Origin of the sequence: Pseudomonas fluorescens Q2-87, assembly GCF_000281895.1 — a bacterium.
Taxonomy (GTDB): domain Bacteria; phylum Pseudomonadota; class Gammaproteobacteria; order Pseudomonadales; family Pseudomonadaceae; genus Aquipseudomonas; species Aquipseudomonas fluorescens_S.
Map to the genome: position 1 here is coordinate 5,777,263 of NZ_CM001558.1, position 14,061 is coordinate 5,791,323.

A 14,061-nucleotide genomic window follows, 5' to 3' on the forward strand; every position below is an offset into this window, starting at 1 on the left:
TGGCTCGGAAAAAGCAAAGGACGCGACGCATGACCATTCGCTACGCAAAGATCGCCATGACCCTGGCGCTCGCCGCATTCGCCTTCCTGACCGTGTTCAACAACATCACGGACTATGGCTCCAACTTCAATTTCGTCCATCACGTGCTGAGCATGGACACCACCTTCCCTGACAACGCCGCCCGGTACCGCGCCATCGACCAGCCATGGCTGTGGCACAGCGCCTATTGGTCGATCATTTTCGGCGAAGCGGCGACGGCCGGGCTGCTGGGTTACGGCGCGCTGAAGCTGTGGCAGGCGCGCAAGGCCGAGGCCAAGGTGTTCGAACGCGCCAAGGGATGGACCGTGGCTGGTTTGACGGTGGGCTTCTTCGTCTGGTTCTTTGGCTTCATGGTTGTCGGCGGCGAATGGTTCCTGATGTGGCAGTCAGACACCTGGAATGGCCAGGACGCCGCGTTCAGGTTCTACATGGCGATCCTCGGCGTGTTGATATTCCTCAACCAGGCGGACCCCGACAGGGCATGAGTGGCCAGAGCGTTGCGGAGGCTCTTCCGCCCGCGCGCTCCAGCGTTGAAATCCATACATCAAAACAAGATCCGGAACTTCAGGAATCATCATCGATGACACATTCCTCGCTTTTTGCTGCGTGTTTGATCGCGGTCTTCTACCTTTGCCCCCGCGCAGAGGCTCAATTGATCTGGGATGGCGACGCTGCCAACCCCATCGGTAAGGAAAAAATCTTCCTGAACGCCGTAAGCGAATGCCCGGCCCCGTCCAGCATCACCGTGACCGACGATGCCGTCCGGGGCAAAGCCTGGCTGTTCCACAAGAGCGCCGGGGAGCCCCGCTGCGAGGCACGCAGCATAAGAACCGGCCCCAATCACACCCCTTATGTATTCGAGCAAGACAAAACCTACTTCATCGGCTGGTCATTCAAGCTGAATGACACCCACAGCAATCATCACCCCTTCCAATGGAAGTCCTATGAAACAGGCCATCAACAAAACTATCCGTTTCTGATGAATGCCAAGGACGGCTACTTGAGACTGTTCTACTACGGCACGCCAGACGATATCTCCGGCGTGATCTGGACCAAGCCGATTGAGCCGTTCAAATGGTATTGCGTCGTGTTGGCCATCCATACGTCCAATCAATCGGCCCGCGGCTGGGCAGAGCTGTGGTTCGAGGGTCAAGTGCAGACATTCAGCAATGGCCTGGAGCGATTTTTCGGTAGGACCTGGGACGGTGCGAACAGGAGTGCAAACGAGCCTAAATGGGGTGCCTATAACAAGCACCAGCCGGGCGTCATGGACGATGTCAAAAATTACATTTCCGGTCTGAAAATAGGCACCACCTATGAAGATGTAGAACAGACCTGTAATTGACGCCCATAAAAAATGGCCCGTCTCCATGGGAGACGGGCCGTTTTGGTCAAGCCCTCAAGCGAGCCATCAAGACCTCGCTGAAAACCTTACTGGTTCAGGCGGAAATCTTTTTCAGCCGCTTCGAAGCGCTGCAGCATACCGGCGGTAGGCGAGCCCATCTTGCTGACGAAGTAGATGGCCAGGCTGGCGAATATGAAGCCCGGGATGATTTCGTACAGGCCCAGCAGTTCGAAGTGCTTCCAGACGATCACGGTGATCGCACCCACGAGGATGCCGGCCAGCGCGCCGTTACGGGTCATGTTTTTCCAGATCACGGAGATCAGGACAACAGGGCCGAACGCAGCACCAAAACCGGCCCAGGCGTAGCTCACCAAGCCCAGCACACGGTTTTGCGGGTTGGCGGCCAGGGCGATGGCGATCAATGCCACCAACAGCACCATGGCGCGGCCGACCCAAACCAGTTCCAGCTGGGAAGCGCTTTTACGCAGGAAAGTTTTGTAGAAGTCTTCGGTCAGGGCACTGGAGCACACCAGCAACTGGCAGCTCAAGGTGCTCATCACCGCCGCGAGAATCGCCGACAGCAACACACCGGCAACCCACGGGTTGAACAGCAGTTTGGCCAGCTCGATGAACACGCGTTCATGGTTTTCGCTGACGGGACCGGCCACTTCCGGGTGCGCCGAGAAGTAGGCGATGCCGAAGAAACCGACGGCCACGGTGCCGCCCAGGCACAGGATCATCCAGGTCATGGAGATGCGACGAGCGTTGGCGATCGACTTGACCGAATCGGCCGCCATGAAGCGCGCCAGGATGTGCGGTTGGCCGAAGTAGCCCAGGCCCCAACCCATCAGCGAGATCACACCGATGAATGTGGTGTTTTTCAGCATGTCGAAGGCCGAAGGATCTTTCGCTTCGATGGCCAGGAACGTGGTGTCCACGCCGCCAGTCGCCAGCAGCACGATGATCGGCGTGAGGATCAGCGCGAAGATCATCAGGGTGGCTTGTACGGTATCGGTCCAGCTCACGGCCAGGAAGCCACCAACAAAGGTGTAGGCAATGGTCGCGGCGGCACCGGCCCACAGCGCGGTCTCGTAGGACATGCCGAAAGTGCTTTCGAACAAACGGGCGCCGGCCACGATGCCGGAGGCACAGTAGATGGTGAAGAACACCAGGATCACCACGGCAGAGATGATCCGCAGCACGCCGCTTTTATCTTCGAAACGGCTGGAGAAATAATCCGGCAGGGTCAGTGCGTCGCCGTTGTGCTCGGTCTGCACCCGCAGGCGACCGGCCACGAACAGCCAGTTCAGGTAGGCGCCAACGATCAGGCCAATGGCGATCCAGCTTTCCGACAGGCCGGACATGTAGATAGCGCCAGGCAAACCCATCAACAACCAGCCGCTCATGTCGGAGGCACCGGCGGACAGCGCCGTCACCACGCTACCGAGGCTACGGCCGCCCAGGATGTAGTCGGAAAGGTTGTTGGTGGAGCGATAAGCCATCAGGCCGATCAGGACCATGGCTGCGATGTAGATCACGAAAGTGATCAGGGTGGGATTGCTAACACTCATTGAATTACGCCCTGGCTTTGTTTTTATGTAGCGGTGGCAGTTGAAAGCGCCGACAACACAGACGTTGTAGCGACGATTTGCAGTCCCGCGAATTTATGACTGATGTTTCCCCAGGAAAGCCATCAGCCGATGCCCCTCGGTTACGAACCGGTTGCACCTTGGCCGCGAATGCTATTCAACAAATGAAATGAGGTGCAACCTGTTTCGCTCGAATCAGTTGCACCTGATCGGTTTTCTCCCGAAAACTGTGTTTTTTGCTCCCTTTTAGTGCAGTTCGCACGCCCGACTTATCAGTTAAAGCACTAAGGCAGTGCAGGCTCGACAGCCCCTCACCCGCTTCCTGATGAACAGCCGGTCATTTCGAGAAAAAAAGGGTTGCACCCGGTTGCACCTCGTTCAGCGCGCAGCTAATCTTGCCGCCAGCTGATGCCACGCCATACGTGGCAAACATGAGGATAAAAATATGGCTACCACCACCCTCGGGGTCAAACTCGACGACCCGACCCGCGAACGCCTCAAGGCGGCCGCAACCTCGATTGATCGCACGCCTCACTGGCTGATCAAGCAGGCAATTTTCAATTACCTGGAAAAACTCGAGGGTGGTGCAACCCTGACCGAGCTGAACGGTTCGACCCGTGCCGACAGCGATGACGCAGGCGAGGTCCAAGTCGACCACGCTCACCAGTGCTTCCTGGAGTTTGCCGAGAGCATCCTGCCGCAATCGGTCCTGCGCGCCTCCATCACCGCTGCTTACCGTCGACCGGAGCCGGAAGTCGTGCCGATGCTGATCGAGCAGGCCCGCCTGCCGGCGCAAATGGCCGAGGCCACCAACAAGCTGGCGGCTTCGATTGCTGAAAAACTGCGTAACCAGAAGAGCGCTGGCGGCCGTGCAGGCATTGTCCAGGGCCTGCTGCAGGAATTTTCCCTGTCTTCCCAGGAAGGCGTGGCGCTGATGTGCCTGGCCGAGGCACTGCTGCGTATCCCGGACAAGGGCACTCGCGATGCGCTGATCCGCGACAAGATCAGCACCGGCAATTGGCAACCACACCTGGGCAACAGCCCGTCGCTGTTCGTCAACGCCGCCACCTGGGGCTTGCTGCTGACCGGCAAGCTGGTCGCCACCCATAATGAAGCAGGCCTGACCTCCTCCCTGAGCCGGATCATCGGCAAGAGTGGCGAGCCGATGATCCGCAAGGGCGTCGACATGGCCATGCGCCTGATGGGCGAGCAGTTTGTCACCGGCGAAACCATCGCCGAAGCCCTGGCCAACGCGAGCAAGTTCGAATCCAAGGGTTTCCGTTATTCCTACGACATGCTGGGTGAAGCCGCGCTCACCGAACATGACGCTCAGAAATACCTGGCCTCGTACGAACAAGCCATTCATTCGATCGGCAAAGCCTCCCATGGTCGTGGGATTTATGAAGGCCCGGGCATTTCCATCAAGCTTTCGGCCCTGCACCCGCGTTACAGCCGCGCCCAATACGAACGTGTCATGGACGAGCTGTACCCGCGCCTGTTGTCGCTGACCCTGCTGGCCAAGCAATACGACATCGGCTTGAACATCGACGCCGAAGAAGCCGACCGCCTCGAACTGTCCCTGGACCTGCTCGAGCGCCTGTGCTTCGAGCCGCAGTTGACCGGCTGGAACGGCATCGGCTTCGTGATCCAGGCGTACCAGAAGCGTTGCCCGTACGTGATCGACTATGTGATCGACCTGGCTCGCCGCAGCCGTCATCGCTTGATGATCCGCCTGGTAAAAGGCGCGTACTGGGACAGCGAGATCAAGCGCGCCCAGGTTGAAGGCCTGGAAGGCTATCCGGTGTACACCCGCAAGGTGTACACCGACGTGTCCTACATTGCCTGCGCCCGCAAGTTGCTCTCGGTGCCGGAAGTCATCTACCCGCAATTTGCTACGCACAACGCCCATACCCTGTCGGCCATTTATCACATCGCCGGTCAGAACTATTACCCGGGACAGTACGAATTCCAGTGCCTGCACGGCATGGGCGAACCGCTGTACGAACAAGTTGTAGGCAAGGTTTCCGAAGGCAAGCTGAACCGTCCGTGCCGTGTGTACGCCCCGGTGGGGACCCACGAGACGCTGCTGGCTTACCTGGTTCGTCGCCTGCTGGAAAACGGCGCGAACACCTCGTTCGTCAACCGTATCGCCGACCAATCCATTTCCATCCAGGAATTGGTGGCCGATCCAGTGGCCAGCATCGAGCAAATGGCAACCCTGGAAGGCGGTTTCGGCCTGCCGCATCCGCGCATCCCTCTGCCGCGCGACCTGTACGGCAGCGAACGCGCCAACTCCAGCGGCATCGACCTGGCCAACGAGCATCGCCTGGCCTCGCTGTCGTGCGCCCTGCTGGCCACCGCCCATAACGACTGGAAAGCCGTGCCGATGCTCGGCTGCGCCGCCAGCGAAGAAACGCCGCTGCCGGTGCTGAACCCGTCCGATCAGCGCGACGTGGTTGGCCATGTACAGGAAGCTACGGTCGTCGACGTCGACAATGCTATCCAGTGCGCCCTCAATGCAGCGCCGATCTGGCAGGCCACGCCGCCGGCCGAACGTGCTGCGATCCTGGAGCGTGCCGCCGATTTGATGGAAGGCGAGATCCAGCCACTGATGGGTCTGCTGGCTCGCGAAGCCGGCAAGACCTTCGCCAACGCCATCGCCGAAGTGCGTGAAGCCGTGGACTTCCTGCGCTACTACGCGGTGCAGGCACGCAACGATTTCACTAACGACGCCCACCGCCCATTGGGCCCGGTGGTCTGCATCAGCCCATGGAACTTCCCGCTGGCGATTTTCAGTGGCCAAGTGGCCGCTGCCCTGGCCGCCGGTAACCCGGTGCTGGCCAAGCCTGCTGAGCAGACGCCGTTGGTGGCCGCCCAGGCGGTGCGCCTGATGCTCGAAGCCGGCATTCCGGAAGGTGTGCTTCAATTGCTGCCGGGCCGTGGCGAAACCGTGGGTGCCCGCCTGGTCGGCGACGATCGGGTCAAAGGCGTGATGTTCACCGGCTCCACCGAAGTCGCGCGCCTGTTGCAGCGCAACATCGCCGGCCGCCTGGACAACCAGGGCCGTCCGATCCCGCTGATCGCCGAAACCGGTGGCCAGAACGCGATGATCGTCGACTCTTCGGCGCTGACCGAACAAGTGGTCATCGACGTGGTGTCTTCGGCGTTCGACAGCGCTGGCCAGCGTTGCTCGGCCCTGCGCGTGCTGTGCCTGCAAGAAGATTCCGCCGACCGCGTCATCGAAATGCTCAAGGGCGCCATGGCTGAATCGCGCCTCGGCAACCCTGAGCGCCTGTCCGTGGACATCGGCCCGGTGATCGACGCCGAAGCCAAGGCCAGCATCGAAAAACACATCCAGGCCATGCGCGACAAAGGTCGCACCGTGTACCAGATGGCAATTGCCGACAGCGACGAGTGCAAGCGCGGCACCTTTGTAATGCCGACGCTGATCGAACTGGAAAGCTTCGACGAACTGCAACGGGAAATCTTCGGTCCGGTGCTGCACGTGGTGCGCTACAAGCGCAAGGAACTGGATCAATTGATCAGCCAGATCAATGCCTCCGGCTATGGCCTGACCTTGGGCGTCCACACGCGCATCGACGAAACCATTGCCAAAGTGATCGACAACGTCCATGCCGGCAACGTCTATGTGAACCGCAACATCGTCGGTGCCGTGGTCGGGGTACAGCCGTTCGGCGGCGAGGGCCTGTCGGGCACCGGCCCTAAAGCCGGTGGTCCGCTGTACCTGTACCGCCTGCTGTCGACCCGTCCTACCGATGCGATCCAGCAATCCTTCGTCCGTGGCGATGCCCTGACAGCACCGGACCTGCGCCTGCGCGATGCCATGAGCAAACCGCTGACCGCCCTGCAAGCCTGGGCCGACAGCCAGAAGCTGGCCGAACTGAGCGCCCTGTGCGTGCAGTTCGCGGCCCAATCGCAAAGCGGCATCACCCGCCAACTGACCGGCCCGACCGGTGAGCGCAACAGCTACGCCATCCTGCCGCGTGAACACGTGCTGTGCCTGGCCGACGTCGAAGGCGACCTGCTGACGCAACTGGCCGCCGTACTGGCCGTGGGCGGCTCGGCCGTGTGGCCGGAAACCGACACCAGCAAAGCCTTGTTCGCACGCTTGCCGAAAGTGATTCAGGCACGCATCCAGCGGGTGTCCGACTGGGCCAAGGACGATGTGCTGTTCGACGCCGTCCTGCATCACGGCGACTCGGACCAACTGCGCGGCGTTTGCCAGCAAGTGGCCAAGCGCGCCGGCGCCATCGTCGGGGTCCATGGTCTGTCCCAGGGCGAAACCAACATTGCGTTGGAGCGCCTGGTGATCGAGCGGGCCTTGAGCGTCAACACCGCTGCTGCGGGTGGCAACGCCAGTCTGATGACGATCGGCTAAGCGCTGTAGACCAGGCACCTGCAATGGGTGCCTGGCAATCGAGTCCTGTGGGAGCGGGCTTGCTCGCGAAAGCGGTGTATCAGTCGCAATTGATTGGCTGACCAACCGCTTTCGCGAGCAAGCCCGCTCCCACATTGGATTAGTGTCGACCTCGCCCCTCCATCACCGCCATCAATCTTCCTGTTCAGCCTCTATCCCCACGCCTAGACTCGGCCCATTCCCAAAAAGGTAGGCCGCCATGTCCGAGACGCTGCTCAGTTCCCGCAATCTGGCTTTCGAGCTGTACGAAGTCCTTGATGCCGAGGGCCTGACCCAGCGCGAGCGGTTTGCCGAACATAATCGTGAAACCTTCGACGCTGCCCTCGCGACGGCCCGCAACATCGCCGAGAAATATTTCGCGCCGCACAACCGCAAGAATGATGAAAACGAACCGCGCTACGAAAACGGCCAAGCCGTTCTGATCCCGGAAGTGAAGCCGGCGGTGGACGCGTTCCTGGAAGCGGGTTTTCTCAACGCTGCGCGCAGCTTCGACGCGGGGGGCATGCAACTGCCAACGCTGCTGTCCCAGGCTTGTTTCGCACACTTCCAGTCGGCCAACGCCGCATCCACCTCTTACCCGTTCCTGACCATGGGCGCGGCGAACCTGATCGAAAGCTTTGGTAGCGAGGAGCAGAAACAGCGCTTCCTGCAACCGATGATCGACGGCCGCTTCTTCGGCACCATGGCACTGACCGAACCCCATGCGGGCTCATCCCTGTCAGATATTCGGACCCGCGCCGAGCCGGCGTCCGACGGCACCTATCGGCTCAAAGGCAACAAAATCTTCATTTCCGGCGGCGATCATCCGTTGTCGGAAAACATCGTGCACATGGTCCTGGCGAAACTGCCGGACGCGCCGCCGGGGGTCAAGGGCATTTCGCTGTTTATCGTGCCCAAGTTCCTGGTCAACGATGACGGCAGCCTCGGCCAGCGCAACGACGTGCTGCTGGCCGGTCTATTCCACAAAATGGGCTGGCGCGGTACCACCTCCACCGCGTTGAATTTCGGCGACAACGGTGAATGCGTCGGTTACCTCGTAGGAAAACCGCACCACGGCTTGAGCTATATGTTCCAGATGATGAACGAGGCGCGGATCGGTGTCGGCATGGGCGCGGTGATGCTGGGCTATGCCGGCTACCTGTATTCCCTTGAGTACGCCCGCGAGCGCCCGCAAGGCCGGGTGCCCGACAGCAAGGACCCGACCACCGCCCCGGTGGCAATCATCCAGCACGCCGATGTGCGCCGCATGCTGCTGACCCAGAAGGCCTACGTCGAGGGTTCGTTTGACCTTGGGTTGTACGCGGCGCGGCTATTCGACGACACCACCACACTGGAAAGCGAAGCCGAGCGCCGACGTGCCCATGAGCTTCTGGACCTGCTGACCCCTATCGTCAAATCCTGGCCTTCGGAGTTTTGCCTGAAGGCCAACGAGCTGGCGATCCAGATTCTTGGCGGCCACGGCTACACCCGCGAATATCCGGTGGAGCAGTACTACCGCGATAACCGCCTGAACCCGATCCATGAAGGCACTCACGGTATCCAATCCCTGGATCTGCTGGGACGCAAACTGGCGCAGAACGACGGCGCCGGGCTCAAGCAACTGATCCGCCTGGTGGCCGACACCACTGAACGCGCCCAAGCACGCGAATCATTGACACCCTTGCGCCAGCCACTGGAAACCCTCGTGGCACGCCTGCAGACGGTCACCCTCGGCCTGCTGACGGACCTGGGCCAAGGCAAAGTGAACAGCAGCCTCGCCAACTCGGCGCTGTACCTCAAGGTGTTTGGCCACATGGTGATTGGCTGGCGTTGGCTGGAACAGGCGATTCGCGCCGAGGAAGGCCTGGCCAAGGGCAATGCCGCGGACCGCGACTTCTATAAAGGCAAGCTGCAGGCCGCGCGGTACTTCCTGACGTGGGAAGTGCCGGGCTGTCATCATGACCTGGCGATTCTTGAGGCGCGGGATGATACGTGCCTGGAGATGCGGGATGAGTGGTTCTGAGGCGAGACTTGTGGCGCGGCTGAAGGCCAATCGCGAGCAGGCTCGCTCCCACAGAAGGCCGGGGTGAATATAGATCCTGTATCCACCTGAAAAACCTGTGGGAGCGGGCTTGCTCGCGAAGGCGGTATATCAGGCAAATCAATTGCGACTGATACACCGCCTTCGCGAGCAAGCCCGCTCCCACACTTGGATCACCGACAACCCTTAGTCCTGAAAGACTTCAGGCTTGCTGGATCGTCTTGGCAATCACCTCGACCGTGGCGCTGACTTGCTCTTCATAACGGACGAGTTCCGCCTGATGTTGCTTGTGCATTTCCATCTGCTGCGAGCACAGGTTCATCGCCGCCAGCACCAACAGGCGATCACCGATCAGCGTCGGGTATTTCCTCTTGGTATCGGCCAGGGCAGCCTTGAGCATCGAAGCGGCGTCCAGGAGGGCCTGTTCCTGCCCGGCAGGTGCCTTGATCGAATAATCTTCCCCAAGGATCGAAACGACTGTCACCCCATCGGCGGCATGCTTCATGCGCTGACGGGACCGCTGCTGGCGCGCTCGATCAGCGCCTGGATACGGGCGGCGGTGGCGCCGTGCAGTTCTTCCTGTTCCATCAGGTTCAGTTGCAGGCTTTCGTTTTCATCCTTGGCCTTCGCCAGTTCGGCGCTCAGGGTTTCGTTCAGTCCAGCGAGGTGACGGTTCTGTTGCACCAGGTCGTTGACCAGTTGCTCCAGCTGGCTGAGGGATGCTTCCAACATATTGATTTCCAGTCTTTTTCAAGGGGCGCGTACGATAAAGAAAAGTCACCGCCAGCGCCACGGCTCAGAGGGCAGCGGTGTTTCCCTCGCGAGCTGTAAAGACTGTAAACAAGGATTCTGGTTCCTACCCTTCGTCGCGCCGACCGCGTTGCGGTGCGACAAAAGCACGCATCGCCCTCAAGACTCCAGTCGCAGGACCGATAAGCCAGGTAACCAGTCACAGCCCCGCACGGACGCGCTTCTTCACGGTACTTTCCATGTCTCTACGTAATATGAACATCGCGCCGCGGGCGTTCCTGGGGTTTGCCCTGATCGGCGCCCTGATGCTGGCGCTTGGGGTATTTGCCCTGACCCAGATGAGCAAAATCCGCGTATCGGGCGACACCATCGTCCAGAACAGCGTACCCAGCATCAAGGCCCTGGACGAGTTCACCCAACTCACCCTGCGCCTTCGCGTGCTGTCCTATCGCCTGCTGACCAATCGCGAACCCGACGTCCAGCAAAAGACCTATGAGCTGTTCGAGCAACGCAACCAGCAGATCCGCGAAGCGCAGGCCAATTACGAAAAGCTCATCAGCGCGCCGGACGAGCGAACCGCCTACGACCAATATGCGCAGTTGCTTAATCAGTACCGTCAGCTAGAAGAGCGGATGAAGACCCTCTCGCGCAACAATCAGATCGACCAGTTGCAAGCGCTGCTCAACTCCGAAATGCTCACCAACTCCGACGCAATCAATGCGGCGATCAATCGCCTGTTGGAAATCAACAACCGACAAGCCGAGGCGCTTAACCAAGGCGCTGCACAGCAGTACTCGTCGGCGTTTAATTGGGTCGTCACGCTGCTGGTCATCGCCACCGGTCTGACTCTGCTGTTCGCCTGGCTGCTGACCAACAGCATTACCCGTCCGATCAGCAGCGCCCTGGATGCAGCTGAAGAAATCGCCAAGGGCAACCTGACCCGACCGATCACGGTCGATGGCAGCGACGAAGCCGGGCGCCTGCTGCGGGCGATGGCGACCATGCAGGAAAAGCTGCGCGACACCTTGCAGCGGATTTCCGGTTCGGCCACGCAATTGGCCTCCGCCGCTGAAGAACTCAACAGCGTCACCGACGAAAGCGCCCGTGGCCTGACCCAGCAGAACAATGAAATCGAACAGGCCGCCACCGCAGTCAACGAGATGACCAGCGCCGTGGAAGAAGTCGCGCGTAACGCGGTCAGCACCTCCGAAGCCTCGAGAAACGCCACTACCTCGGCAGGCGACGGCCGCGACCTGGTGCAGGAAACCGTCAGTGCCATCGAACGCATGAGCGGCGATGTGCAAAGCACCGCCACGCTGATCGGCAACCTGGCCGAAGAATCCCGCGACATCGGCAAGGTGCTCGACGTCATCCGCGGCCTGGCCGACCAGACCAACCTGCTGGCGTTGAACGCAGCCATCGAAGCCGCCCGTGCCGGTGAGGCCGGTCGTGGTTTTGCGGTCGTCGCCGACGAAGTTCGCGCCCTCGCCCATCGCACCCAGCAGTCGACCAGCGAGATCGAGCGCATGATCGGCAGCATCCAGAGCGGCACCGAACAGGCCGTGGACTCGATGCGCAACAGCACCGAACGCGCCGAATCGACCCTGAACATCGCCCGCGGTGCCGGCATGTCCTTGGACACGATCAACTCGGCCATCGTCGAGATCAACGAACGCAACCTGGTGATCGCCAGCGCCGCCGAAGAACAGGCCCAGGTGGCCCGTGAAGTGGACCGCAACCTGGTGAACATTCGCGACCTGTCGGTGCAATCGGCCACCGGCGCCAACCAGACCAGCGCCGCCAGCAATGAACTGTCGCGCCTGGCCGTGGACCTCAACAGCATGGTCGGACGGTTCAGCCTCTGACCTACCTGCCGGGTTGATCGCTGATCGACCCGCTCTGTGGCGAGGGAGCTTGCTCCCGCTGGGCGGCGAAGCGGCCCCAGGACCTCAAAAGCGACGACTGCTTCGCCGCCGAGCGGGAGCAAGCTCCCTCGCCACAGTATTGCTGCCGCGCTTGTACCTCAATCCCAAACCTTTTTTGACAGCATCACATTTCAACAGGTTAGAATCGCTGGCACGCAGACTGCATGGTCAGTCTGCGCCCGCCCTCAGCTTTCCGGAGTACTGCCTTTGACTGCGACGACCATCAACAGCCTGTTCTTGATCGGCGCGTTGCTGGTAGGTGCGAGCATTCTGGTGAGTTCTCTTTCATCCCGCCTGGGCATCCCGATCCTGGTGATCATCCTGGCCGTGGGCATGGTGGCCGGTGTCGACGGCGCCGGTATTCTTTTCGATAACTACGCAACGGCCTACCTGGTCGGCAACCTCGCCCTGGCGGTCATCCTGCTGGACGGCGGCTTGCGCACGCGGGTGTCGAGTTTCCGCGTGGCGCTGTGGCCGGCGTTGTCGCTGGCCACCGTTGGCGTGTTGATCACCACCGGGCTGACCGGCCTGGCGGCGGCGTGGCTGTTCAATCTGAACCTGATCCAAGGCTTGTTGATTGGCGCCATCGTCGGTTCGACCGATGCCGCGGCGGTGTTTTCGCTGTTGGGTGGCAAGGGCCTGAACGAACGGGTCAGCGCCAGCCTTGAGATCGAGTCCGGCAGCAACGACCCCATGGCGGTGTTCCTCACCGTCACGCTGATCGGCATGCTCGCCAGCGGTGAAACCGGCCTGCATTGGAGCCTGCTCGGACATTTGGTGCGCGAGTTCGGCATCGGTGCGGTGCTCGGCCTGGGCGGCGGCTGGGTGATGCTGCAGTTGGTCAACCGTATCAACCTGGCCAACGGTCTCTATCCGATCCTGGTCATCAGCGGTGGCCTGGCCGTGTTCGCCCTGACCAACGCCTTGCATGGCAGCGGCTTCCTGGCGGTTTACCTCTGCGGCCTGGTGATCGGCAACCGCCCGGTGCGCAGCCGTCATGGCATCTTGCATATGCTCGATGGCATGGCCTGGCTGGCACAGATCGGCATGTTCCTGGTGCTTGGGTTGTTGGTCACGCCCCATGACCTGCTGCCTATTGCCCTGCCTGCCTTGGGCCTGGCGCTGTGGATGATCCTGTTCGCCCGTCCTTTGTCGGTATGGGTGGGCCTGCTGCCGTTCAAGGCTTTCCATGGCCGCGAGAAGGCGTTCATTTCCTGGGTCGGCCTGCGCGGCGCGGTGCCGATCATCCTCGCAGTCTTCCCCTTGATGGCCGGCCTGCCTCACGCCCAGCTCTATTTCAACCTGGCGTTCTTTATCGTGCTGGTCTCGCTGCTGGTACAGGGCACGAGCCTGCCATGGGTCGCCAAGTTGCTGCATGTGACTGTCCCGCCGGAGCCACTGCCGATTTCCCGGGCGGCGCTGGAAGTGCACGTCACCAGCGAGTGGGAGTTGTTCATCTATCGCCTCGGCGCCGAAAAATGGTGCATCGGCTCGCCCCTGCGAGACCTGAAAATGCCCGACGGAACGCGCATCGCGGCACTGTTTCGCGGCCAGCAATTGCTCCATCCGTCGGGTAGTACGGTGCTGGAAGTCGATGATTTACTGTGCGTTATCGGCCATGAACACGACTTGCCAGCCCTCGGAAAACTGTTCAGCCAGGCACCGCAACGGGGTCTGGATCTGCGCTTCTTCGGCGACTTCGTACTCGAAGGAGACGCCCAGTTGGCTGCGGTTGCTGCCCTGTACGGGCTGAAGCTGGACGGTATCGATCCGGACATGTCCCTGGGCCGCTTCATCGCCCAGAAAGTCGGCGGTGCCCCCGTGGTCGGTGACCAGGTGGACTGGAACAACACCCTCTGGACTGTCGCGGCCATGGACGGGAACAAGATCGGCAAAGTGGGCGTCAGATTCCCCGAAGGAAGTCGCCCGGGTCCCGGCTTGTTCCTCTAAACTGC

General features: G+C 61.0%; 8 protein-coding genes and 2 pseudogenes. 7 read left to right on the forward strand and 3 right to left on the reverse strand.

Annotated features, from left to right (window positions below):
• The first annotated feature begins 29 nt into the window (after positions 1-29).
• A complete protein-coding gene (locus tag PFLQ2_RS02390; RefSeq protein WP_003186538.1) occupies positions 30-524 on the forward strand; it encodes a DUF2165 family protein in 495 nt (164 codons plus the stop codon).
• Positions 521-1,384 carry a heparin lyase I family protein gene (locus PFLQ2_RS02385; RefSeq protein WP_088021804.1) on the forward strand — a complete coding sequence of 288 codons (864 nt, stop codon included), beginning with the start codon at positions 521-523 and terminating at the stop codon, positions 1,382-1,384. The genes PFLQ2_RS02390 and PFLQ2_RS02385 overlap by 4 nt, the downstream gene beginning before the upstream one ends.
• 86 nt (positions 1,385-1,470) lie before the next feature.
• Here PFLQ2_RS02385 and putP read toward each other — a convergent pair whose 3' ends face one another.
• Positions 1,471-2,955 carry a sodium/proline symporter PutP gene (putP, locus tag PFLQ2_RS02380; protein ID WP_003186540.1) on the reverse strand — a complete coding sequence of 495 codons (1,485 nt, stop codon included), beginning with the start codon at positions 2,953-2,955 and terminating at the stop codon, positions 1,471-1,473.
• A 463-nt stretch (positions 2,956-3,418) separates the two neighbouring features.
• Between putP and putA the strand changes: the two genes are divergently transcribed.
• Positions 3,419-7,372, forward strand: coding sequence for a trifunctional transcriptional regulator/proline dehydrogenase/L-glutamate gamma-semialdehyde dehydrogenase (gene putA / locus PFLQ2_RS02375; RefSeq protein ID WP_003186541.1), 3,954 nt, complete (start codon positions 3,419-3,421; stop codon positions 7,370-7,372).
• Between the two features lie 238 nt (positions 7,373-7,610).
• The gene (locus PFLQ2_RS02370; RefSeq protein WP_003186542.1) at positions 7,611-9,413 is read left to right on the forward strand and encodes an acyl-CoA dehydrogenase; all 1,803 of its coding nucleotides are present in this window, start codon (positions 7,611-7,613) and stop codon (positions 9,411-9,413) included.
• A 220-nt stretch (positions 9,414-9,633) separates the two neighbouring features.
• On the opposite strand, the gene PFLQ2_RS02365 is transcribed toward PFLQ2_RS02370, so the two are convergent.
• Both PFLQ2_RS02365 and PFLQ2_RS02360 read right to left on the reverse strand, forming a co-directional pair.
• Positions 9,634-9,936: a cell division protein ZapA gene (locus PFLQ2_RS02365; protein WP_003186544.1), complete on the reverse strand. Its 303-nt coding sequence runs from the start codon at positions 9,934-9,936 to the stop codon at positions 9,634-9,636.
• Positions 9,933-10,163, reverse strand: coding sequence for a hypothetical protein (locus tag PFLQ2_RS02360; RefSeq protein ID WP_003186546.1), 231 nt, complete (start codon positions 10,161-10,163; stop codon positions 9,933-9,935). The genes PFLQ2_RS02365 and PFLQ2_RS02360 overlap by 4 nt, the downstream gene beginning before the upstream one ends.
• Before the next feature lie 323 nt (positions 10,164-10,486).
• On the opposite strand from PFLQ2_RS02360, the pseudogene PFLQ2_RS31110 reads away from it, so the two are divergent.
• The 3 genes and pseudogenes from PFLQ2_RS31110 to PFLQ2_RS02350 all read left to right on the forward strand — a co-directional run.
• Positions 10,487-11,143: pseudogene (locus PFLQ2_RS31110) on the forward strand (MCP four helix bundle domain-containing protein); the annotation flags it as partial.
• A gap of 303 nt (positions 11,144-11,446) precedes the next feature.
• Positions 11,447-12,046 (forward strand): annotated as a pseudogene (locus tag PFLQ2_RS31115) (methyl-accepting chemotaxis protein); the annotation flags it as partial.
• A gap of 267 nt (positions 12,047-12,313) precedes the next feature.
• Positions 12,314-14,056: a potassium/proton antiporter gene (locus tag PFLQ2_RS02350; RefSeq protein ID WP_003186548.1), complete on the forward strand. Its 1,743-nt coding sequence runs from the start codon at positions 12,314-12,316 to the stop codon at positions 14,054-14,056.
• Positions 14,057-14,061 lie beyond the last annotated feature (5 nt).

Bases quoted from the DNA above. Each gene is read 5' to 3' on its own strand.
- PFLQ2_RS02390 (WP_003186538.1), top strand. From the start codon at position 30: ATGACCATTCGCTACGCAAAGATCGCCATGACCCTGGCGCTCGCCGCA.
- PFLQ2_RS02385 (WP_088021804.1), top strand. From the start codon at position 521: ATGAGTGGCCAGAGCGTTGCGGAGGCTCTTCCGCCCGCGCGCTCCAGC.
- putP (WP_003186540.1), bottom strand. From the start codon at position 2,955: ATGAGTGTTAGCAATCCCACCCTGATCACTTTCGTGATCTACATCGCA.
- putA (WP_003186541.1), top strand. From the start codon at position 3,419: ATGGCTACCACCACCCTCGGGGTCAAACTCGACGACCCGACCCGCGAA.
- PFLQ2_RS02370 (WP_003186542.1), top strand. From the start codon at position 7,611: ATGTCCGAGACGCTGCTCAGTTCCCGCAATCTGGCTTTCGAGCTGTAC.
- PFLQ2_RS02365 (WP_003186544.1), bottom strand. From the start codon at position 9,936: ATGAAGCATGCCGCCGATGGGGTGACAGTCGTTTCGATCCTTGGGGAA.
- PFLQ2_RS02360 (WP_003186546.1), bottom strand. From the start codon at position 10,163: ATGTTGGAAGCATCCCTCAGCCAGCTGGAGCAACTGGTCAACGACCTG.